This is a genomic window from Pseudomonas sp. MF6751 (assembly GCF_016613265.1).
Classification (GTDB): Bacteria; Pseudomonadota; Gammaproteobacteria; order Pseudomonadales; family Pseudomonadaceae; genus Aquipseudomonas; species Aquipseudomonas fluorescens_BV.
On sequence record NZ_JAENSV010000013.1, the window covers coordinates 1 to 22960 of the forward strand.

Below are 22960 nucleotides of genomic sequence, written 5' to 3' on the forward strand. Positions count from 1 at the left end.
AGGCTGAAGCCTTGAGCTTGACTGAGTTGAATGATGGCGCGCTCTTCGACGCTGAGTTCGGAATAGGACATAGGGGCAGCACCGTACCGGAAAGGTCAGGTGTTGCACTCAGTTTTCGCGGCCGCCGATCTTCTGAACGAGAGCGCCTCCCTCTCGCTGATTCAAGCGTGCGCCCTCGTGATCAGGATCAACAAAAGTATTGAGGCCAACCTTCGAGATCACACCGGGCTTCTTCGCCGCGATCGCACGGAACAGCTGGCTGATAACCCCCTGCGGCCAGTTATGCGCCTCTATCTCTCCTTGGAGCGCCATATTTCCCAATCGCGGTATAAGCCCCCAGAACCCTCCAATTGCCTTGGCCACCAGCCCACTCTGAGCCAAAACGTCGACGCCCCTTTCATCAAGATCTCCAGAAGCAGAGGCAAAGAGCAGACCAAGCTTACGAGGCCGTCCCTCCCGCTTGAAACGCTCACTGATTGCTCGAGTAAGTCCATCAGGATGCCCGCAACTACCAAACCCTCCCGGAATGATTGTCCATCCGTCTTCAATCAACTCTGCTGCTTGCAGTTCGTTGATAACTTTCATGCTGCGGCCTCTGAATCCTGACGTGGGGCGGGCTGAACTGGCTGCTCCCAAACGACTAGAAACGTACAACCCGTAGCAGAAGAAAGCTGGTGAGTAGAGCCAGGCGGGTAAACTTGCAGCGCACCTGCAGTATGGCGCCCTCTGTCATCGACCAGTTCACCATCGACCACCAACACTAACTCCCACCCCAGATGCCTATGCCTCGGCGTTAGAGCTCCGCCGGCATAACGAACCAATGCGGCAACTGGCCCTTGCGCATTAATCCGCGCATCATAAAGATAAAATATTGAAACGCCCTTGCGCCCATCCACTTCATAAGTTTCAAAATTCAGACAATCAACTTCATCAACGCGCAGCCCACCTCCAGACCGGCAAATGTCATCGCTATATAATTTTTTATCAGCCATTTCGTGCTTAAACATTAGTACTCTCCTGATAAGCAACCTTCAATATTCGAGGTTTACTTTGCTCTCGAATGATTCATCAAATAAACCCCCACCCCTGACACAATAAAACCTACAATCGCCACCACACTCGGCACTTCACCCAACACCGTTGACGCCATGATCTGTGTGACAGCCGGAATGACATGAAATAAGTTCGTCGCCTTACTCGCCTCACCCCGCCGAATCATCAGGTACAGCAGGGTCAGCGCGCCGACCGAGTTCATTACAGTGATCCACGCCACCGAAGCAGCGAAGGGCACCCACTGAGTCACCTGCATGGTCTCGGTGGTATAGGCCAGCAGCAACATGACCAGCGATGCGGTGACCATCTGAACAAAACAGCCCACCCACAGGTTGACGCCGCCGAGGAAACGCTTCTGATAAAGCGTGCCAAGGGTGATGCCCAGCAGCGCCAACCCCACCGCGCCATAACCGCCGATGGACGCCTCAGGGCCAGCAAAACTGCTGCCGACCACAATGGCCACGCCGCCTACGCCCAGGATCGAGCCTGGCAAGTCGCGCCAACTCAATTGCTCGCCTAAACAGAAGTAGGCGCCGATCACGACGAATACCGGCATCAGCCCGACAATCAGCGCAGCTTGCCCAGCCGGGACGCCCTGACTTATACCGGTGTAGAGGCCGCCAAATTGCAGAGCCTGCAAGAGCAAGCCCACGGCCGCCGCGTGAAGGTAGGGTGTAAGCCGCCTAGGCCACTCGGCCTTGATAGCGAGCGCCACTCCCAGAAACACCAGGGCCGCCAGGGCAAATCGGTAGAACGTCATGGTGAAAGGCTCGCCATAACGCACACCGAACGCTCCACCGATGTATCCGGAGCTCCATAACAGGATGAAGGCAATGGGCAATGGCGATGTAAGGCGTACTTCGTAGCTTTTGTGGGCAATCGGCTTCATGAAGCTCTCCAATAACGACTGTGCTGGAGAGGTAAACTGCGCCCCGGCTTGCAAGCGGTAAAATCATATAATGTACGGCGCAGCATGCATTTTGCTTATGCACCACGTGCCCACTGCAGAAACCGAATCAGAATGTGTGTGTTGCTTGCCTGCGATAGCGGTGTGTCAGCCACTAATTCGCTTACTGACAGACTGCCATCGCAGGCAAGCCACACATTGATAGCAATCCTGTCCAAAAACAGCACCATCCTTTGAACCGAGGCATCCCATGACCTGGCAACCCCACATCACCGTCGCTACCATCGTTGAAGACAACGGCCGTTTCCTGATGGTCGAAGAGCTCAAGGGTGGCCGCGCCGTGCTCAATCAGCCGGCAGGCCACCTGGACCCGGATGAAACCCTGACCGAGGCCGCCGTGCGCGAAACCCTTGAAGAAACCGGCTGGGATGTCGAGGCCAGCGGTATTGTCGGCATCTACCTCTACACTGCACCCAGCAATGGGGTTACCTATCAACGCGTCTGCTTTATCGCCAAGGCACTGAAACACCACCCGGACTATCAACTCGACGAAGGCATCCTGCGCGCCCGCTGGCTGACCCGTGACGAGCTAATGGCCGTGCGCGACGACTGGCGCAGCGAGCTGATTATCCGTTGCATCGATGATTATCTGGCCGGCCAACGCCACAGTCTCGAATTGATCCGCCCTTCTCTTTAGCCTTGCGGGCCCAGGCCTGCTAGAATCGCGTCCTTTTTCAAGACACCCGTTGAAACCCTATGCGTGATCCAGCCCCTTCTGACACACAAAAGAAGCGCGTCATCGTCGGCATGTCCGGCGGCGTGGATTCTTCCGTTTCCGCCGTTCTGCTCATGGAGCAGGGTTATGAGGTGGAAGGCCTGTTCATGAAGAACTGGGAAGAAGACGATGGAACCGAATACTGCACCGCCATGGACGACCTCGCGGACGCCCAGGCCGTGTGCGACAAGATCGGCATCAAGCTGCACACCGCCAACTTCGCCGCCGAGTACTGGGACAACGTGTTCGAGCACTTCCTGGCCGAATACAAGGCCGGCCGCACGCCCAACCCGGACATCCTGTGTAACCGCGAAATCAAGTTCAAGGCCTTCCTCGACTACGCCATGATGCTCGGCGCCGACCTGATAGCTACCGGCCACTACGTGCGCCGTCGCGATATCGATGGCCGCACCGAACTGCTCAAGGGCCTGGACCCGAACAAGGACCAGAGCTACTTCCTGCACGCCGTGGGCGGTGAACAGATCGCCAAGACTCTGTTCCCGGTCGGCGAGCTGGAAAAACCCGAAGTGCGCAAGATTGCCGAGAAACACGGCCTGGCCACCGCCAAGAAGAAAGACTCCACCGGTATCTGCTTTATCGGCGAGCGGCGCTTCAGCGACTTCCTCAAGCAATACCTGCCGGCGCAACCGGGCGAGATCAAGACCACCGAGGGTGAAGTGATCGGCCGCCACCACGGCCTGATGTACCACACCATCGGCCAGCGCCAGGGCCTGGGCATCGGCGGCTTGAAAGACGCAGGTGTTGAGCCGTGGTACGTGCTGGTCAAAGACCTGGAAAACAACGTGCTGGTGGTCGGCCAGGGCAACGAGCACCCGCTGCTGTTCTCCGGCGCCCTGCTCGCTTCCGAGATTTATTGGGTCAACCCTATCGACCTGAGCACCCCGCGCCGCCTGACCGCCAAAGTGCGTTATCGCCAGAGCGACCAGCCCTGCACCCTGGAAAAGACCGCCACCGGCTACCGTGCCACCTTCGATGACCCGCAACGCGCGGTCACCCCTGGCCAGTCCGTGGTGTTCTATGACGGCGAGATCTGCCTGGGCGGCGGCGTGATTGAAGTCGCGCAAGCCTGGAGCAACCCGGCATGAGCCCGACCCAGGAGCAGTTGACAGCCCTTGGCGGTGTCTTTCTCGCTGCGGTACTGGTGGACAAGATCGCCAAGACCGGCCAGGTCACTGAAGCCGGCCTGACCTGCATGCTCGGCAGCCTGCTGATCCGCGACCCCAGGGACACCCTTGAGGTTTACGGCGGCGACGACCTGGCCCTGCGTGAAGGCTATCGCGCCCTGATCGGCGCCCTGGAGCGCGACCCAAGTACTTTGCAGCGCGAGCCGTTGCGTTATGCCCTGTCGATGCTCGGCCTTGAGCGCCAGTTGGCCAAGCGCGACGACCTGCTGGACACCATCGGCAAGCGCTTGCCGCAGATCCAGTCCCAGGTAGAACACTTCGGCCCGGCCCACGAAAACGTGATCGCCGCCTGTGGTGCGCTGTACCAGGACACCTTGAGCACCCTGCGCCAGCGCATCCAGGTGCATGGCGACATGCGCAACCTGCAGCAACCCAACAACGCGTCGAAAATCCGCGCCCTGCTTCTGGCCGGTATTCGTTCGGCACGCTTGTGGCGCCAACTGGGCGGTCATCGCTGGCAGTTGGTGATCAGCCGACGCAAATTGCTCAAAGAGCTTTACCCGTTGATGCGCAACGAATAAGTCGCACCAGCAGGCTGTTTTCAAGCCATTACGCGTAATACGCCGGTCAGTTGGCGACGGACCGGCGGATTTTTTCATGTATGATACGCGCCCCATTTCGTTGCCCGACTGTCCGAGAACACCCCATGCAGCTCTCTTCGCTCACTGCGGTTTCCCCTGTTGACGGCCGCTACGCCGGCAAAACCCAGGCCCTGCGCCCTATTTTCAGCGAGTACGGCCTGATCCGTGCCCGTGTCCTGGTTGAAGTGCGCTGGCTCCAGCGCCTGGCCGCTCACCCCGCCATCAGCGAAGTGCCGGCGTTTTCCGCCGAGGCCAACGCTGTATTGAACACCCTGGCGGAAAACTTCTCCCTGGAGCACGCCGAGCGTGTGAAAGAGATCGAGCGCACCACCAACCACGACGTCAAAGCCATCGAATACCTGCTCAAAGAGCAAGCGGCCCAACTGCCGGAACTGGCCCAGGTCAGCGAGTTCATCCACTTTGCCTGCACCAGCGAGGACATCAACAACCTGTCCCACGCCCTGATGCTGCGCGAAGGCCGTGATGACGTGATGCTGCCGCTGATGCGCCAGACCGCCGAAGCCATCCGCGAGCTGGCGATCCGTTTCGCTGCCGTGCCGATGCTGTCGCGCACCCACGGCCAGCCGGCCTCGCCGACCACCCTGGGCAAAGAACTGGCCAACGTGGTGTACCGCCTGGAGCGCCAGATCGCCCAAGTCGCCGCCGTGCCATTGCTGGGCAAGATCAACGGCGCCGTAGGCAACTACAACGCCCACCTGTCGGCCTACCCTGAGATCGACTGGGAAGCCAACGCCCGCGCCTTCATCGAAGACGAATTGGGCCTGGGCTTCAACCCCTACACCACGCAGATCGAGCCCCACGACTACATCGCCGAGCTGTTCGACGCGATTGCACGCTTCAACACCATCCTGATCGATTTCGATCGCGATATCTGGGGCTACATCTCCCTGGGCTACTTCAAGCAGCGCACTATTGCAGGCGAAATCGGTTCGTCGACCATGCCGCACAAGGTCAACCCGATCGACTTCGAAAACTCCGAAGGCAACCTGGGTATCGCCAACGCCCTGTTCCAGCACCTGGCCAGCAAGTTGCCGATATCCCGCTGGCAGCGCGACCTGACCGACTCCACCGTACTGCGCAACCTCGGTGTCGGCTTTGCCCACAGCGTGATCGCATACGAAGCCAGCCTCAAAGGCATCAGCAAGCTGGAGCTCAACGAGCAGAAAATTGCCGCTGACCTGGACGCGTGCTGGGAAGTATTGGCCGAGCCGATCCAGACCGTAATGCGCCGCTACAACATCGAAAACCCCTACGAGAAGCTGAAAGAATTGACGCGCGGCAAGGGCATCAGCCCCGAGGCGCTGCAAACTTTCATCGACGGCCTGGACATGCCAGCCGCAGCCAAGGCCGAGCTGAAACTGCTCACCCCGGCCAACTACATCGGCAACGCTGTAGAACAAGCCAAGCGCATCTGATCCAAGCAAGCTCCTTTGAGACGCCCGGCCGCGCCGGGCGTTTTTATTCCCGTCTTAAAAGTGCTTTTTTTCAATAGGTTACACATGAATCCTGATATCCCTCTTCAACTTCTGGGCGGCATCACAGCACGGGAATTCCTGCGCGACTACTGGCAGAAAAAACCGCTGCTGATCCGCCAGGCCATCCCTGACTTCGAAAGCCCGATCGACGCCGACGAACTGGCAGGCCTGGCCCTGGAAGAAGAAGTCGAGTCGCGCCTGGTGATCGAACACGGCGAGCGCCCGTGGGAACTGCGTCGCGGCCCGTTCGCCGAAGACGCTTTCAGCACCCTGCCCGAGCGCGAGTGGACCCTGCTGGTGCAGGCGGTCGACCAGTTCGTGCCGGAAGTGGCTGAGCTGCTGGAGCACTTCCGCTTCCTGCCGAGCTGGCGTATCGATGATGTGATGATCAGCTTCGCCGCGCCGGGTGGCAGCGTCGGTCCGCATTTCGATAACTACGATGTGTTCCTGCTGCAAGCCCAGGGCAAGCGCAACTGGAAGATCGGCCAGATGTGCAATTCCGAAAGCCCGTTGCTGCAACACGCCGACCTGCGCATCCTCGCCGAATTCGAAGAAAGCGCCGAATGGGTGCTCGAACCGGGCGACATGCTCTACCTGCCGCCGCGCCTGGCCCATTTCGGTATTGCCGAAGACGACTGCATGACCTATTCCGTAGGTTTCCGTGCACCGAGCGCCGCTGAAGTGCTGACCCACTTCACCGACTTCCTCAGCCAGTACCTGACCGACGAAGAGCGCTACACCGACGCCGACGCCCAGCCGGTCAGCGACCCGCACCAGATCCAGGGCGACGCACTGGACCGCCTCAAGGGCCTGCTCGCCGAGCACATGAGCGATGAGCGCATGCTGCTGACCTGGTTCGGCCAGTTCATGACCGAGCCACGCTACCCGGAACTGGTGGCCGGCGAAGAGTTGGGCGAAGAAGACTTCATCAACAGCCTGCAAGACGGCGCGATCCTGGTGCGCAACCCGAGCGCACGCCTGGCCTGGTCCGAAGTGGATGACGACGTACTGCTGTTCGCCAGCGGCCAGAGCCGTTACCTGCCGGGCAAACTGCGTGAACTGTTGAAGCTGGTGTGCTCGGCCGATGCACTGCACAGCGAAAACCTGGGCGAGTGGCTGGCCGACGAAGACGGTCGCGACCTGCTGTGCGAACTGGTCAAGCAAGGCAGCCTGGGGTTCGCGGATGAATAAAATTCACGTAAGTGTCGCGGACTGGCGAAAGGATATCGACGAGATTCGGCGCATTCGTGAAGCGGTATTCATCGCTGAACAATCGGTCCCGCCTGAATTGGAGTGGGACGCGGACGATGCCGGCGCCATGCATTTTCTTGCATACGAAGGCGACTTCCCGATTGGCACCGCTCGATTGCTGCCCAGCGGCGAGATCGGTCGGGTATCGGTGCTCAAGGACTGGCGCGGACTGAAAGTCGGCGACAAGCTGATGGAAGCAGTGATTGGCGAGGCCGTGAAACGCGGCCAGACCCGGCAATTCCTGAGTGCGCAGGTGTATGCGGCACCGTTCTATGAGCGACTGGGATTCAAGATCGTCAGCGATGAGTTTCTTGAGGTCGGGATTCCGCATGTGGATATGGTGCGCGAGGGCTGATTCAAGCCCGCATCGCCTTTATCGCAGGCAAGCCAGCTCCCACAGCTGACCGAGCACATCCCTGGAATACGCTCAAGTGTGGGAGCTGGCTTGCCTGCGATAGCTATTTCAGCAACACCACAAAATGCCCTGCCTGCCAGGGCATTTTGCCGTCTACGATTCAACTTGCGACCCACCAGGCCGACAAACTGGCACTATCAAGCAAATGACTCGCAGAGATAACGGACATGTCCCTACGCACCCTGCTCACCGCCCTCGTGATGACCGTCAGCGCTTGCGCCATGGCCGCCACTGAAGTCGTCAACCTGAACAACCGCACCAGCGCCGACCTGCTGCCCGTGGCGCAGAACTTCATTGGCAAGGACGGCACCGTCAGCGCCTACGGCAACCAGCTTATCGTTAACGCTGAGCCCGCCAGGATCGAGGGCTTGCGCGCACTGCTCGGCCAATTGGATACACCGGCCAAACGCCTGCTGATCACCGTCGATACCAACGAGAACAACCAACAGAACAGCGGTGACAGCCAGACCCGCATCATCAGCTACGGCACTGCCAGCCGCGACGGTGGCGTGCAGCAGATCCAGGCCAGCGAAGGCGTGCCTGCGCTGATCCAGGTCGGCCAGAGCGTACCGCTGACCACCACGCAACAGGACAGCTATGGCCGTCTGCAAAACCAGACCCAGTATCGCAACGTCACCCAGGGTTTTTACGTGACCGCCAGCGTCACTGGCGAAACCGTACACCTGGCCATCAGTACCAACCGTGACCGCATGAGCCAAGAACGTCCCGATGTAGTGAACGTGCAAAGCACCGACACAACCGTCAGCGGCCGCCTGGGCGAATGGATCCCCCTGGCCGGCATCAATCGTGAAACCCAGGCGGACAAATCCTCTACAACCCGCAGCTACTCTACTCAGGGCCGCGATGACCTGACTTTACGGGTCAAGGTCGACACCCTGAACTGAAGCACCGAAAACTGACTGGCAAGTCGCATTAGACTAAAGATGTAGTGCTTGAAAAAAAGCACTACAAAACATTTGACGAGCCAAAAAAGCATGGGCATGATGGCCTCGCTCCCGCTAATCAGGGGCCCTGGCAAGGGCCTTCGGATCGCCGCTCTAAGCTACCCACCTGAGCCGATTCGTGTCTGTACCGCCCACAAGGTGTGTTTGACGTTGGTTGCGACTGGAACGAAGTTGTCCCGAGGGACGGAAGCCAACCAGGTAACCCGGCTACACACTGATGGATCGTACAAAGGCCCACGACGCCCGAAGACCGTTCGCAGTTTGCCCTTACCTGCTCAACTCCCCCTTGAGCCCCATCGTTCATCCCGTCGCCTACCTCCGTCAGATTTGACTTGAACACCAAAGCTTCTGGTCAGCGAGCAACCCTACCCAGGCAACGAATGCCGGGCTGGCAAACGGATACTTCAAACAAGACGCGACGAGGTTTTTCCCCATGGCACTGACACGCGAACAGCAAATTGCAGCCCTCGAAAAAGATTGGGCTGAAAACCCACGCTGGAAAGGCGTGACCCGCGCTTATTCCGCTGCTGACGTCGTCCGCCTGCGTGGCTCGGTCCAACCTGAGCACACTTTTGCAAAACTCGGCGCCGAGAAGCTGTGGAACCTGGTCACCCAAGGTGCCAAGCCTTCTTTCCGTCCCGACAAAGATTTCGTCAACTGCATGGGCGCCCTCACCGGCGGCCAGGCAGTCCAACAGGTAAAAGCCGGCATCCAGGCGATCTACCTGTCCGGCTGGCAAGTGGCAGCGGACAACAACTCCGCTGAATCCATGTACCCCGACCAGTCGCTGTACCCGGTGGATTCGGTTCCAACCGTGGTCAAGCGCATCAACAACTCGTTCCGTCGTGCCGACCAGATCCAGTGGAAAGCCGGCAAGAACCCGGGCGACGAAGGCTACATCGACTACTTCGCGCCAATCGTGGCTGACGCCGAAGCCGGTTTCGGCGGCGTACTCAACGCCTACGAGCTGATGAAGAGCATGATCGAGGCAGGCGCTGCCGGCGTGCACTTCGAAGACCAGCTGGCTTCGGTGAAAAAATGCGGCCACATGGGCGGCAAGGTACTGGTACCGACCCAGGAAGCCGTGCAGAAGCTGACCGCTGCCCGCCTGGCCGCTGACGTTGCCGGCACACCGACCATCATCCTGGCCCGTACCGACGCCAACGCGGCAGACTTGCTGACCTCGGACTGCGACCCGTACGACCAACCATTCGTTACCGGCGAGCGCACCCAGGAAGGCTTCTATAAAGTGCGCGCCGGCCTCGACCAGGCAATCGCCCGTGGCCTGGCCTACGCGCCGTACGCCGACCTGATCTGGTGCGAAACCGCCAAGCCGGATCTGGACGAAGCCCGTCGTTTCGCCGAAGCGATCAAGAAGGAATATCCGGACCAACTGCTGTCCTACAACTGCTCGCCTTCTTTCAACTGGAAGAAGAACCTGGACGACGCGACCATCGCCAAGTTCCAGCGTGAGCTGTCGGCCATGGGCTACAAGCACCAGTTCATCACCCTGGCCGGCATCCACAACATGTGGCACAGCATGTTCAACCTGGCGCACGACTACGCCCGCAACGACATGACGGCCTACGTGAAGCTGCAGGAGCAGGAATTCGCTGACGCCGCCAAGGGTTACACCTTTGTGGCGCACCAGCAGGAAGTGGGCACCGGCTACTTCGACGACATGACCACCGTGATCCAGGGCGGCACCTCGTCCGTGACCGCGCTGACCGGTTCGACCGAAGAAGAGCAGTTCCACTAAGTACCGCGTACACGGCCACTGCGGCCCCACGGAAGACCTAACCGCAGTGCCGCGCAACAATCACGCCCCGACTGGTTCGGGGCGTTTTTTTGCCTGGGAATCACCGAAAATCAATGGTGGGAGCTGGCTTGCCTGCGATGGCGGTGGGTCAGAGGCAGGTGTTTCAGCTGATCCGCCGCCATCGCAGGCAAGCCAGCTCCCACATTGACCGCGCCCTATCCATAGTTTTTTGCTGAAAACATTGATCCAGAGCGGTATCCGCGCACATCCGATCGGTTAAAAGAACCGTTGCGACAACTAAGCGACACTCAAGCAAGTAACGGTAACTTCCCGCGCCACATGAGAAACACTCGCTTACACCCCTCGCAAACAATATTCATTATCATTTGGCACCTGAAAACTTCGTTACAGCTTAAACAAAACATAATTGATGAAAAGCCCGCTAATGCCCACACCACAAGGGCTACAGCCCCAAGAAGGTGCACTATGTGCTTATTCCACCGAATAATTTCGCCCTGGGAATTTTACTTGCCCGGTGTTTAGCCATAAAATCACCGCGATTGATTGCAGTGCGACATATCGTCACTGCATCGTTACTTTTTCGAGCTCAGAGACCTTTGCTCTCTGTTAAGGATTTCCAGCATGACCGACGCGACAGGACTCATGGCCCACAACTGGGGCTTTGCCATTTTCCTTCTCGGTGTTGTAGGCCTTTGCGCCTTCATGCTCGGCGTGTCCAGCCTCCTCGGGTCAAAAGCCTGGGGCCGCAGCAAAAACGAACCGTTCGAATCCGGCATGCTGCCTACAGGTGGCGCCCGCTTGCGGCTCTCAGCCAAATTCTATCTGGTCGCGATGTTGTTCGTGATCTTCGATATCGAAGCCCTCTTTCTCTTTGCATGGTCTGTGTCCGTCCGCGAAAGCGGCTGGACCGGATTCGTCGAAGCTCTCGTTTTCATAGCAATTCTGTTGGCAGGTCTTGTCTACCTGTTCCGAGTGGGCGCCCTTGACTGGGCTCCGGAAGCTCGTCGCAAGCGGCAAGCGAAGCTGAAACAATGAGGCTTTGGCAATGCAATACAATCTCACCAGGATCGACCCGGATGCTCCTAACGAGCAGTACCCCATCGGCGAACGGGAAACCGTTTCCGACCCGTTAGAAGACCAAGTCCACAAAAACATCTACATGGGCAAGCTGGAAGACGTGCTGAGTGGCGCGGTCAACTGGGGGCGTAAAAACTCCCTGTGGCCGTACAACTTCGGCCTTTCGTGCTGCTACGTGGAAATGACCACCGCCTTCACGGCGCCCCACGACATCGCGCGCTTTGGCGCCGAAGTTATCCGGGCCTCGCCGCGCCAGGCGGATTTCATGGTTATCGCCGGTACCTGCTTCATCAAGATGGCGCCGATCATCCAGCGTCTCTATGAGCAAATGCTCGAGCCTAAATGGGTTATCTCCATGGGTTCGTGCGCCAACTCCGGTGGCATGTACGACATCTACTCGGTCGTTCAAGGGGTGGACAAGTTCCTGCCCGTGGACGTCTACGTGCCTGGCTGCCCGCCCCGTCCCGAAGCGTTCCTGCAAGGCTTGATGCTGTTGCAGGAATCGATTGGCAAGGAGCGTCGCCCACTGTCCTGGGTGGTCGGTGATCAAGGCGTTTATCGCGCCGAGATGCCGTCTCAAAAGGAACAGCGCCGCGAACAGCGAATCGCAGTCACCAACCTGCGCAGCCCCGACGAAGTCTGATCCAGCACCGCTTCTTTTATAGAACGAAAACCTGGCTTCATTCTTTACGTTGACCGAAAGCGATAAAAAACCATGACTACAGGCAGTGCTCTGTACATCCCGCCTTATAAGGCAGACGACCAGGATGTGGTTGTCGAACTCAATAACCGTTTTGGCCCTGACGCCTTCACCGCCCAGGCCACACGCACCGGTATGCCGGTGCTGTGGGTGGCGCGTGCCAGGCTCGTCGAAGTCCTGACCTTCCTGCGCAACCTGCCCAAGCCGTACGTCATGCTCTATGACCTGCATGGCGTGGACGAGCGTCTGCGCACCAAGCGCCAGGGCCTGCCGAGCGGCGCCGATTTCACCGTGTTCTACCACCTGATGTCGCTGGAACGTAACAGCGACGTGATGATCAAGGTTGCGCTGAGCGAGAGCGACCTGAGCATCCCGACCGTGACCGGTATCTGGCCGAACGCCAGCTGGTACGAGCGTGAAGTCTGGGACATGTTCGGTATCGACTTCCCGGGCCACCCGCACCTGACGCGCATCATGATGCCGCCGACCTGGGAAGGTCACCCGCTGCGCAAGGACTTCCCTGCCCGCGCCACCGAATTCGACCCGTTCAGCCTCAACCTGGCCAAGCAGCAGCTTGAAGAAGAGGCGGCGCGCTTCCGCCCCGAAGACTGGGGCATGAAGCGTTCCGGCACCAACGAGGACTACATGTTCCTCAACCTGGGCCCGAACCACCCTTCGGCTCACGGTGCCTTCCGTATCATCCTGCAACTGGACGGCGAAGAGATCGTCGACTGCGTCCCGGACATCGGTTACCACCACCGTGGCGCCGAGAAGATGGCCGAGCGCCAGTCCTGGCACAGCTTCATCCCGTACACCGACCGTATCGACTACCTCGGCGGCGTGATGAACAACCTGCCGTACGTACTCTCGGTCGAGAAGCTGGCCGGTATCAAGGTACCGGACCGCGTCGACACCATCCGCATCATGATGGCCGAGTTCTTCCGCATCACCAGCCACCTGCTGTTCCTGGGTACCTATATCCAGGACGTCGGCGCCATGACCCCGGTGTTCTTCACCTTCACCGACCGTCAGCGTGCCTACAAGGTCATCGAAGCCATCACCGGTTTCCGCCTGCACCCGGCCTGGTACCGCATCGGCGGCGTGGCGCACGACCTGCCGAACGGCTGGGAACGCCTGGTCAAGGAATTCATCGACTGGATGCCCAAGCGCCTGGACGAGTACCAGAAAGCCGCCCTGGACAACAGCATCCTCAAAGGCCGCACCATCGGCGTCGCGCAGTACAACACCAAAGAGGCCCTGGAATGGGGCGTCACCGGTGCCGGCCTGCGTTCCACCGGTTGCGACTTCGACCTGCGTAAAGCGCGCCCGTACTCCGGCTACGAGAACTTCGAGTTCGAAGTACCGCTGGCGGCCAATGGCGATGCCTACGACCGTTGCATCGTGCGCGTCGAAGAAATGCGCCAGAGCCTGAAGATCATCGAGCAGTGCATGCGCAACATGCCGGCCGGCCCGTACAAGGCGGATCACCCGCTGACCACGCCGCCGCCCAAAGAGCGCACGCTGCAGCACATCGAAACCCTGATCACGCACTTCCTGCAGGTTTCGTGGGGCCCGGTGATGCCGGCCAACGAATCCTTCCAGATGATCGAAGCGACCAAGGGTATCAACAGTTATTACCTGACGAGCGATGGCGGCACCATGAGCTACCGCACCCGGATTCGTACCCCAAGTTTTGCCCACTTGCAGCAGATCCCTTCGGTGATCAAAGGCGAGATGGTCGCGGACTTGATTGCGTACCTGGGTAGTATCGATTTCGTTATGGCCGACGTGGACCGCTAAGCATGAACAGCACGCTTATCCAGACAGACCGTTTCACCTTGAGTGAAACCGAGCGCTCGGCCATCGAGCACGAGCTGCATCACTACGAAGACCCGCGCGCGGCGTCGATCGAAGCCCTGAAGATCGTCCAGAAGGAACGTGGCTGGGTGCCCGACGGCGCCCTCTACGCCATCGGCGAGATCCTCGGCATTCCCGCCAGTGACGTTGAAGGCGTGGCGACGTTCTACAGCCAGATCTTCCGCCAGCCGGTTGGCCGCCACATCATTCGCGTGTGCGACAGCATGGTCTGCTACATCGGTGGCCATGAGTCCGTGGTCAGCGAGATCCAGAACAAACTGGGCATCGGCCTCGGCCAGACCACCCCGGACGGCCGCTTCACGCTGCTGCCGGTGTGCTGCCTGGGCAACTGCGACAAGGCGCCGGCGTTGATGATCGACGACGACACATTCGGTGACGTACAGCCCGCTGGCGTCACCCAATTGCTCGAGGGCTACCCATGACCCTGACTTCCTTCGGCCCGGCCAACCTGATCAAGCGTTCGGCCGAGACTCACCCCCTCACCTGGCGCCTGCGTGACGACGGCGAGCCGGTATGGCTCGACGAGTACCAGGCCAAGAACGGCTACGCGGCTGCGCGCAAAGCCTTCGCCGACATGGCCCAGGACGATATCGTCCAGACCGTGAAGGACGCCGGCCTCAAGGGCCGCGGCGGTGCGGGCTTCCCTACCGGCGTGAAGTGGGGCCTGATGCCCAAAGACGAATCCATCAACATCCGTTACCTGCTGTGCAACGCGGATGAAATGGAGCCCAACACCTGGAAAGACCGCATGCTGATGGAGCAACTGCCCCATCTGCTGATCGAAGGCATGCTGATCAGTGCCCGTGCGCTGAAAACCTACCGCGGCTACATCTTCCTGCGTGGCGAGTACACCACCGCCGCCAAGCACCTGAACCGTGCCGTGGAAGAAGCCAAGGCCGCCGGCCTGCTGGGCAAGAACATCCTCGGTTCCGGTTTCGACTTCGAACTGTTCGTGCACACCGGGGCCGGGCGTTATATCTGCGGTGAAGAAACCGCACTGATCAACTCCCTCGAAGGCCGCCGCGCCAACCCGCGTTCCAAGCCGCCCTTCCCCGCCGCCGTGGGCGTGTGGGGCAAGCCGACCTGCGTGAACAACGTCGAGACCCTGTGCAACGTGCCGGCGATCATCGCCGACGGCGTGGACTGGTACAAATCCCTGGCCCGTGAAGGCAGCGAAGACATGGGCACCAAGCTCATGGGCTTCTCCGGCAAGGTCAAGAACCCTGGCCTGTGGGAGCTGCCGTTCGGCGTGACCGCGCGCGAGCTGTTCGAGGACTACGCCGGCGGCATGCGCGACGGCTACACCTTGAAAGCCTGGCAGCCAGGCGGCGCCGGCACCGGTTTCCTGCTCCCTGAGCACCTGGATGCACAAATGTATGCCGGCGGCATCGGCAAGGTGGGCACCCGGATGGGTACTGGCCTCGCGATGGCGGTGGACAACACGGTGAACATGGTCTCGTTGCTGCGCAACATGGAGCAGTTCTTCGCCCGCGAGTCCTGCGGTTTCTGCACCCCATGCCGCGACGGTTTGCCGTGGAGCGTCAAGCTGCTGATGGCCCTGGAAAATGGCGAAGGCCGCGAGGGTGACATCGAAACCCTGCTCGGCCTGGTCGGTTTCCTCGGCCCAGGCAAGACCTTCTGCGCTCACGCACCGGGCGCCGTGGAGCCATTGGGCAGCGCAATCAAATACTTCCGCTCGGAGTTCGAAGCCGGCATCGCGCCCACCAGCGCCGCCGTCCCGCCTCTGGCAAAGCCGATCGTAGTCGGCGCGTAACGCTTAAACAGGCGAAGGGTCCGTGCCCTTCGCCTGCTCATGTGCTGACGCCGTAAAGGCTGTGTAGATGCACATGAATAACAAGATTCCATTAGCCACGCCCGCTGACAACGGGCCAACGAAGAACTTTGAACCATGGCCACTATCCACGTAGACGGCAAAGCGCTCGAAGTCGATGGGGCGGACAACCTGTTACAGGCGTGTCTGTCACTCGGCCTCGACATCCCGTATTTCTGCTGGCACCCCGCACTTGGTAGCGTCGGTGCCTGTCGCCAGTGTGCGGTCAAGCAATACACCGATGAGAACGACACCCGTGGTCGTATCGTCATGTCCTGCATGACCCCAGCCACCGACAACACCTGGATCTCCATCGACGATGAAGAATCCAAGGCGTTCCGCGCCAGCGTTGTCGAATGGCTGATGACCAACCACCCCCACGACTGCCCGGTCTGTGAGGAAGGCGGTCACTGCCACCTGCAAGACATGACGGTGATGACCGGCCACAACGAGCGCCGTTATCGCTTCACCAAGCGTACCCACCAGAACCAGGACCTCGGCCCGTTCATTTCCCACGAAATGAACCGCTGCATCGCCTGCTACCGCTGCGTGCGCTTCTATAAGGACTACGCCGGCGGCACTGACCTGGGCGTCTTTGGCGCCCACGACAACGTGTACTTCGGTCGCGTTGAAGACGGCGTGCTGGAGAGCGAGTTTTCCGGCAACCTCACTGAGGTTTGCCCGACCGGTGTATTCACTGACAAGACTCACTCCGAACGCTACAACCGTAAGTGGGACATGCAATTTGCACCAAGCATCTGCCATGGCTGCTCCAGCGGTTGCAACATCTCCCCGGGCGAGCGCTACGGCGAACTGCGTCGTATCGAAAACCGCTTCAATGGTTCGGTCAACCAGTACTTCCTGTGCGACCGTGGCCGTTTCGGCTACGGCTACGTCAACCGCGAAGACCGCCCACGCCAGCCCCTGCTGGCCGATGGCGCCAAGCTGAGCCTGGACGCCGCGCTGGATAAGGCTGCCGACCTGCTGCGTGGCCGCACTATCGTCGGTATTGGTTCGCCACGCGCCAGCCTCGAAAGCAACTTCGCGTTGCGCGAGCTGGTAGGTGCCGAGCACTTCTACTGCGGTATCGAAGCGGGCGAGCTGGAGCGCATCCGCCTGGTCCTGCAAGTGCTGAACGACAGCCCGCTGCCAGTGCCGAACATGCGCGACATCGAAGACCACGATGCGATCTTCGTACTTGGTGAAGACCTGACCCAGACCGCTGCACGCATCGCGCTGTCGCTGCGTCAGTCGGTCAAAGGCAAGGCCGAAGAAATGGCCGACGCCATGCGCGTGCAACCATGGCTTGACGCCGCCGTGAAGAACATCGGTCAGCACGCGCTGAACCCGCTGTTTATCGCTTCCCTGGCTGAAACCAAGCTCGACGATATCGCTGAAGAATGCGTACACGCCGCGCCGGACGACCTGGCGCGCCTCGGTTTCGCCGTGGCCCACGCCCTCGACGCCAGCGCACCCGCCGTTGAAGGCCTGGACGCTGAAGCTGTCGAGTTGGCTCAGCGCATTGCCGACGCCCTGCTGGCGGCCAAGCGCCCGCTGATCATTGCCGGTACCTCGTTGGGTTCCAAGGCGCTGATCGAAGCCGCCGCCAACATCGCCAAGGCCCTGAAGCTGCGCGACAAAAATGGCTCCATCAGCCTGGTGGTGCCGGAAGCCAACAGCCTTGGCCTGGCCATGCTCGGTGGCGAGTCGGTGGACGCAGCGCTGCAAGCGGTGATCGACGGCAACGCCGACGCCATCGTGGTGCTGGAAAACGACCTGTACACCCGCACCGCTGCCGCCAAGGTTGACGCTGCACTGGACGCGGCCAAAGTGCTGATCGTCGCCGACCACCAGAAGACCGCCACCAGCGACCGCGCCGACCTGGTGCTGCCAGCCGCCACCTTCGCCGAAGGCGACGGCACACTGGTCAGCCAGGAAGGCCGCGCCCAACGCTTCTTCCAGGTGTTCGATCCGAAGTACATGGACGCCAGCATCCTGGTGCACGAAGGCTGGCGCTGGCTGCATGCCCTGCGCGCCACCCTGCTGAACCAGCCGATCGACTGGACCCAACTCGACCACGTGACCGCTGCCACCGCCGCCAGCGCACCGCAGCTTGCTCGTATTGTCGATGCCGCGCCGTCTGCCGCGTTCCGCATCAAGGGCCTGAAACTGGCACGTGAGCCGCTGCGTTACTCCGGTCGTACCGCCATGCGCGCCGACATCAGCGTGCATGAACCGCGTACCCCGCAAGACAACGACACCGCGTTTGCCTTCTCCATGGAAGGTTATTCGGGTTCGGCCGAACCCCGTCAGCAAGTGCCGTTTGCCTGGTCGCCGGGCTGGAACTCGCCGCAAGCCTGGAACAAGTTCCAGGACGAAGTCGGTGGTCACATCCGCGCTGGCGACCCGGGCACCCGCCTGATCGAAACCAACGGTGACTCGCTGAACTGGTTCGCTGCGGTACCGCGTCCGTTCAACCCGGCGCCGGGTACCTGGCAGGTCGTGCCGTTCTTCCACCTGTTCGGCAGCGAAGAAACTTCTTCCAAGGCCACGCCGGTTCAAGAGCGCATTCCTGCCGCCTATGTGTCCGTGGCCAAGTCCGAAGCCGACCGCCTGGGCGTCAACGACGGTGCCCTGCTCAGCGTCAGCGTGGCCGGCCAGACCTTGCGTCTGCCGCTGCGTATCAACGATGAGTTGGGTGCCGGCCTGGTTGCACTGCCTAAAGGCATCGCCGGTATTCCGCCTGCCATTTTCGGCAAAACCGTTGACGGTCTGCAGGAGGCAGCGCAATGACTTGGTTCACGCCGGAAGTAATTGACGTGATCATCTCGGTGGTCAAGGCCATCGTGATCCTGTTGGCCGTGGTCGTCGCGGGCGCCCTGCTCAGCTTCGTCGAACGTCGCCTGCTGGGCTGGTGGCAGGACCGTTACGGTCCGAACCGCGTTGGCCCGTTCGGCATGTTCCAGATCGCTGCCGACATGCTGAAAATGTTCTTCAAGGAAGACTGGACCCCGCCGTTTGCCGACAAGGTGATCTTCACCCTGGCACCGGTGGTAGCCATGAGCGCCTTGCTGATTGCGTTTGCGATCATCCCGATCACCCCGACCTGGGGCGTGGCGGACCTGAACATCGGTTTGCTGTTCTTCTTCGCCATGGCCGGTTTGTCGGTATACGCGGTGCTGTTCGCCGGTTGGTCGAGCAACAACAAGTTCGCCCTGCTGGGCAGCCTGCGTGCCTCGGCCCAAACCGTATCCTATGAAGTGTTCATGGGGTTGGCACTGATGGGCATCGTGGTGCAGGTTGGCTCGTTCAACATGCGCGACATCGTCGAGTACCAGGCGCAGAACCTGTGGTTCATCATTCCGCAGTTCTTCGGCTTCTGCACCTTCTTCATCGCTGGCGTGGCCGTGACTCACCGTCACCCCTTCGACCAGCCGGAAGCGGAACAGGAACTGGCCGACGGTTACCACATTGAATATGCCGGTATGAAGTGGGGCATGTTCTTCGTCGGTGAGTACATCGGCATCATCTTGATCTCGGCCCTGCTGGTCACGCTGTTCTTCGGCGGCTGGCACGGTCCGTTCGGCATCCTGCCGCAGTTGGCCTTCTTCTGGTTCTTCCTGAAGACCGCGTTCTTCATCATGCTGTTCATCCTGCTGCGCGCCTCGATTCCGCGCCCGCGCTATGACCAGGTGATGGATTTCAGCTGGAGATTCTGCCTGCCGCTGACCCTGATCAATTTGCTGGTGACGGCTGCCGTCGTGTTGTTGAACACGCCAGCTGCCGCGGTTCAGTGAGGATTTGACCCATGTTCAAATATATTGGCGACATCGTTAAGGGTACCGGTACCCAGTTGCGAAGCCTGGTGATGGTGTTCGGTCACGGCTTTCGCAAACGCGACACCCTGCAATACCCCGAAGAAGCGGTGTACCTGCCGCCGCGCTATCGCGGCCGCATCGTACTGACCCGCGACCCCGACGGCGAAGAGCGTTGCGTAGCCTGCAACCTGTGCGCCGTGGCGTGCCCGGTGGGTTGCATTTCCCTGCAGAAAGCTGAAACCGAAGATGGTCGCTGGTACCCGGACTTCTTCCGCATCAACTTCTCGCGCTGCATTTTCTGCGGCCTCTGCGAGGAAGCTTGCCCGACCACCGCGATCCAGCTCACCCCGGATTTCGAGATGGCCGAGTTCAAACGTCAGGACCTGGTGTACGAGAAAGAAGATCTTTTGATCTCTGGTCCCGGTAAAAACCCTGATTACAACTTCTATCGTGTTGCAGGTATGGCCGTTGCCGGTAAGCCAAAAGGCGCCGCACAAAACGAAGCCGAGCCGATCAACGTGAAGAGCTTGCTGCCTTAAGGAAGAAAGATGGAATTCGCTTTCTATTTCGCATCGGGTATTGCAGTGGTGTCCACGCTTCGCGTGATCACCAACACTAACCCCGTGCACGCCCTGCTCTACCTGATCATTTCGCTGATCGCCGTGGCCATGACCTTTTTCAGCCTCGGCGCACCGTTCGCCGGTGTACTGGAAGTGATCGCCTATGCCGGCGCCATCATGGTGCTGTTCGTGTTTGTGGTGATGATGCTCAACCTGGGGCCGGCTTCGGTCGCCCAGGAGCGCGTCTGGCTCAAGCCCGGCATCTGGCTCGGCCCGGTTGTCCTCGCAGCGCTGCTGCTGGGTGAACTGCTGTATGTGCTGTTCGCTCACCAGAGCGGCCAGGCCATCGGCCACACCACCGTAGACGCGAAAGCCGTGGGCATCAGCCTGTTCGGCCCGTACCTGCTGGTGGTCGAACTGGCTTCGATGCTGCTGCTCGCCGCAGCCATCACTGCCTTCCACTTGGGCCGCAACGAAGCCAAGGAGCAATGACGATGCCTGCTATCCCTTTGGAGCATGGTCTGGCGGTCGCCGGCATCCTGTTCTGCCTTGGCCTGGTCGGCCTGATGGTTCGCCGTAACATTCTGTTCGTGTTGATGAGCCTGGAAATCATGATGAACGCTGCGGCACTGGCGTTCATCGTGGCAGGCGCACGTTGGGGCCAGCCGGATGGGCAAGTGATGTTCATCCTGGTGATCAGCCTGGCAGCCGCCGAAGCCAGTATTGGCCTGGCGATCCTGCTGCAGTTGTATCGTCGCTTCCACACGCTTGATATCGACGCTGCCAGTGAGATGCGCGGATGAACATGATCTTTCTGACTTTCGTATTCCCCCTGATCGGTTTCCTGCTGCTGTCGTTCTCTCGCGGGCGCTGGTCGGAGAACCTCTCGGCCCTGATCGGCGTGGGCTCCATCGGCCTGTCGGCCATCGTGGCCGCCTACGTCATCTGGCAATTCAACGTGGCGCCGCCCGAAGGTGGTCACTACACCCTGGTGCTGTGGCAGTGGATGGCGGTCGAGGGCTTCAAGCCCAACTTCGCCCTCTACATCGACGGCCTGTCGATCACCATGCTCGGCGTGGTGGTGGGTGTGGGTTTCCTGATCCACCTGTTCGCGTCCTGGTACATGCGCGGTGAAGCGGGCTACTCGCGCTTCTTCTCGTACACCAACCTGTTTATCGCCAGCATGCTGTTCCTGGTGCTGGGCGATAACCTGTTGTTCCTGTACTTCGGCTGGGAAGGCGTGGGCCTGTGCTCGTACCTGTTGATCGGTTTCTACTACAGCAACCGCAACAACGGTAACGCAGCACTCAAGGCGTTTATCGTCACCCGCATCGGCGACGTGTTCATGGCCATCGGCCTGTTCATCCTGTTCCAACAGGTGGGCACGCTGAACATCCAGGAACTGCTGGTGCTGGCACCGCAGAAATTCCAGGTCGGCGACTTCTGGATCACCCTGGCCACCCTGATGCTGCTGGGCGGTGCCGTGGGTAAATCTGCGCAACTGCCGCTGCAAACCTGGCTGGCGGATGCGATGGCCGGCCCTACCCCGGTATCGGCACTGATCCACGCCGCCACCATGGTGACCGCCGGTGTCTACCTGATCGCCCGTACCCACGGCCTGTTCACCCTGGCGCCGGACATCCTGCACCTGGTGGGCATCGTCGGCGGCGTGACCCTGGTACTGGCCGGCTTCGCCGCGCTGGTACAGACCGACATCAAGCGTATCCTCGCCTACTCGACCATGAGCCAGATCGGCTACATGTTCCTGGCCCTGGGCGTCGGCGCCTGGGACGCGGCGATCTTCCACCTGATGACCCACGCGTTCTTCAAGGCCCTGCTGTTCCTCGCCTCCGGCGCCGTGATCGTGGCCTGCCACCACGAGCAGAACATCTTCAAGATGGGCGGCCTGTGGAAGAAACTGCCACTGGCGTACGCCAGCTTCATCGTCGGTGGTGCCGCCCTGGCAGCCCTGCCGTTGGTGACCGCCGGTTTCTACTCCAAGGACGAAATCCTCTGGGAAGCTTTCGCCAGCGGTAACCAGAACCTGCTGTACGCAGGCCTGGTAGGTGCGTTCATGACCTCGCTGTACACCTTCCGCCTGATCTTCATCACCTTCCACGGTGAAGCCAAGACCGAAGCGCACGCAGGCCACGGCATCTCCCACTGGTTGCCACTGTCGGTGCTGATCATCCTGTCGACCTTCGTCGGTGCGATGATCACCCCGCCACTGCACGGTGTGTTGCCACAAAGCGTCGGCCATGCCGGCGGCGAAGCCCAGCACAGCCTGGAAATCGCCTCGGGCGCCATCGCCATCGCCGGTATCCTGTTGGCGGCCCTGCTGTTCCTCGGCAAGCGTCGCTTCGTGACTGCCGTGGCCAACAGTGGCATTGGTCGCTTCCTGTCGGCCTGGTGGTTCGCCGCCTGGGGCTTCGATTGGATCTACGACAAACTGTTCGTCAAACCTTACCTTGCGATCAGCCACATGCTGCGCAAAGACCCGCTCGACCAGACCATCGGTTTGATCCCGCGTGCCGCCAAGGCCGGTCACACCGCCCTGAGCCGCAGCGAGACCGGCCAATTGCGTTGGTATGCAGCGTCCATGGCGGCGGGTGCCGTTCTGGTGATCGGCGCCATCGTCGTGGTAGCGGTCTGACTATGTTTAAGTGCA

At 60.3% G+C, this 22960-nt stretch carries 22 protein-coding genes; 19 read left to right on the plus strand and 3 right to left on the minus strand.

Translation table 11 applies throughout. The features are described 5' to 3' along the window. Positions 1-108: 108 nt before the first annotated feature. Genes JJD66_RS13065 through JJD66_RS13075 form a run of 3 tightly spaced genes read right to left on the minus strand, consistent with a single transcriptional unit; the run spans position 109 to position 1942 of the window. On the minus strand, positions 109-585 hold the full coding sequence (locus JJD66_RS13065; protein ID WP_200648330.1) for a CoA-transferase: 477 nt from the start codon (positions 583-585) through the stop codon (positions 109-111). Further along, complete coding sequence (locus JJD66_RS13070; protein WP_105227164.1) at positions 582-1007, minus strand: cupin domain-containing protein; 426 nt, start codon at positions 1005-1007, stop codon at positions 582-584. The genes JJD66_RS13065 and JJD66_RS13070 overlap by 4 nt, the downstream gene beginning before the upstream one ends. Positions 1008-1045: 38 nt before the next feature. Further along, positions 1046-1942 carry a DMT family transporter gene (locus JJD66_RS13075; RefSeq protein WP_200648331.1) on the minus strand — a complete coding sequence of 299 codons (897 nt, stop codon included), beginning with the start codon at positions 1940-1942 and terminating at the stop codon, positions 1046-1048. Positions 1943-2210: 268 nt separating this feature from the next. Between JJD66_RS13075 and JJD66_RS13080 the strand changes: the two genes are divergently transcribed. The 19 genes from JJD66_RS13080 to nuoL all read left to right on the plus strand — a co-directional run bounded on the left by JJD66_RS13080 (position 2211) and on the right by nuoL (position 22945). Beyond that, a complete protein-coding gene (locus tag JJD66_RS13080; RefSeq protein ID WP_200648332.1) occupies positions 2211-2657 on the plus strand; it encodes an NUDIX hydrolase in 447 nt (148 codons plus the stop codon). Between the two features lie 59 nt (positions 2658-2716). Beyond that, entirely contained in the window at positions 2717-3841 is a 1125-nt protein-coding gene (mnmA, locus tag JJD66_RS13085; RefSeq protein WP_054917266.1) for a tRNA 2-thiouridine(34) synthase MnmA, read from the plus strand. Beyond that, positions 3838-4461: a high frequency lysogenization protein HflD gene (hflD, locus tag JJD66_RS13090; protein WP_200648333.1), complete on the plus strand. Its 624-nt coding sequence runs from the start codon at positions 3838-3840 to the stop codon at positions 4459-4461. Before mnmA ends, hflD begins: the two co-directional genes overlap by 4 nt. Positions 4462-4586: 125 nt before the next feature. Continuing rightward, positions 4587-5957 carry an adenylosuccinate lyase gene (gene purB, locus JJD66_RS13095; protein ID WP_014718906.1) on the plus strand — a complete coding sequence of 457 codons (1371 nt, stop codon included), beginning with the start codon at positions 4587-4589 and terminating at the stop codon, positions 5955-5957. Positions 5958-6041: 84 nt separating this feature from the next. Then, positions 6042-7208 carry a ribosomal protein uL16 3-hydroxylase gene (locus JJD66_RS13100; protein ID WP_014718907.1) on the plus strand — a complete coding sequence of 389 codons (1167 nt, stop codon included), beginning with the start codon at positions 6042-6044 and terminating at the stop codon, positions 7206-7208. Continuing rightward, positions 7201-7623: a GNAT family N-acetyltransferase gene (locus JJD66_RS13105; protein WP_003192105.1), complete on the plus strand. Its 423-nt coding sequence runs from the start codon at positions 7201-7203 to the stop codon at positions 7621-7623. The genes JJD66_RS13100 and JJD66_RS13105 overlap by 8 nt, the downstream gene beginning before the upstream one ends. 227 nt (positions 7624-7850) lie before the next feature. Further along, on the plus strand, positions 7851-8588 hold the full coding sequence (locus JJD66_RS13110; protein ID WP_014718909.1) for a secretin N-terminal domain-containing protein: 738 nt from the start codon (positions 7851-7853) through the stop codon (positions 8586-8588). 493 nt (positions 8589-9081) lie between these two features. Next, positions 9082-10407: an isocitrate lyase gene (aceA, locus tag JJD66_RS13115; protein WP_003174717.1), complete on the plus strand. Its 1326-nt coding sequence runs from the start codon at positions 9082-9084 to the stop codon at positions 10405-10407. A gap of 642 nt (positions 10408-11049) precedes the next feature. Continuing rightward, positions 11050-11463: an NADH-quinone oxidoreductase subunit A gene (locus JJD66_RS13120; protein ID WP_003192109.1), complete on the plus strand. Its 414-nt coding sequence runs from the start codon at positions 11050-11052 to the stop codon at positions 11461-11463. A 10-nt stretch (positions 11464-11473) separates the two neighbouring features. Beyond that, complete coding sequence (locus tag JJD66_RS13125) at positions 11474-12148, plus strand: NuoB/complex I 20 kDa subunit family protein (protein ID WP_003174719.1); 675 nt, start codon at positions 11474-11476, stop codon at positions 12146-12148. Positions 12149-12220: 72 nt separating this feature from the next. Then, positions 12221-14005 carry an NADH-quinone oxidoreductase subunit C/D gene (nuoC, locus tag JJD66_RS13130; protein ID WP_003192111.1) on the plus strand — a complete coding sequence of 595 codons (1785 nt, stop codon included), beginning with the start codon at positions 12221-12223 and terminating at the stop codon, positions 14003-14005. Between the two features lie 2 nt (positions 14006-14007). Further along, positions 14008-14505 carry an NADH-quinone oxidoreductase subunit NuoE gene (nuoE, locus tag JJD66_RS13135; protein ID WP_003174721.1) on the plus strand — a complete coding sequence of 166 codons (498 nt, stop codon included), beginning with the start codon at positions 14008-14010 and terminating at the stop codon, positions 14503-14505. Then, entirely contained in the window at positions 14502-15857 is a 1356-nt protein-coding gene (nuoF, locus tag JJD66_RS13140; RefSeq protein WP_032896666.1) for an NADH-quinone oxidoreductase subunit NuoF, read from the plus strand. The genes nuoE and nuoF overlap by 4 nt, the downstream gene beginning before the upstream one ends. 135 nt (positions 15858-15992) lie before the next feature. Further along, positions 15993-18707 carry an NADH-quinone oxidoreductase subunit NuoG gene (gene nuoG / locus JJD66_RS13145; RefSeq protein ID WP_200648334.1) on the plus strand — a complete coding sequence of 905 codons (2715 nt, stop codon included), beginning with the start codon at positions 15993-15995 and terminating at the stop codon, positions 18705-18707. Next, a complete protein-coding gene (gene nuoH / locus JJD66_RS13150) occupies positions 18704-19711 on the plus strand; it encodes an NADH-quinone oxidoreductase subunit NuoH (RefSeq protein ID WP_003174724.1) in 1008 nt (335 codons plus the stop codon). The genes nuoG and nuoH overlap by 4 nt, the downstream gene beginning before the upstream one ends. Positions 19712-19722: 11 nt before the next feature. Further along, positions 19723-20271 (plus strand): NADH-quinone oxidoreductase subunit NuoI, encoded by a 549-nt coding sequence (gene nuoI / locus JJD66_RS13155; protein ID WP_003174725.1) that lies wholly within the window; start codon positions 19723-19725, stop codon positions 20269-20271. Positions 20272-20280: 9 nt separating this feature from the next. After that, positions 20281-20784 (plus strand): NADH-quinone oxidoreductase subunit J, encoded by a 504-nt coding sequence (nuoJ, locus tag JJD66_RS13160; RefSeq protein ID WP_003174726.1) that lies wholly within the window; start codon positions 20281-20283, stop codon positions 20782-20784. Between the two features lie 2 nt (positions 20785-20786). Continuing rightward, positions 20787-21095, plus strand: coding sequence for an NADH-quinone oxidoreductase subunit NuoK (gene nuoK / locus JJD66_RS13165; RefSeq protein WP_003174727.1), 309 nt, complete (start codon positions 20787-20789; stop codon positions 21093-21095). Further along, the gene (nuoL, locus tag JJD66_RS13170; RefSeq protein ID WP_105227172.1) at positions 21092-22945 is read left to right on the plus strand and encodes an NADH-quinone oxidoreductase subunit L; all 1854 of its coding nucleotides are present in this window, start codon (positions 21092-21094) and stop codon (positions 22943-22945) included. Before nuoK ends, nuoL begins: the two co-directional genes overlap by 4 nt. The last annotated feature ends 15 nt before the right edge of the window (positions 22946-22960 follow it).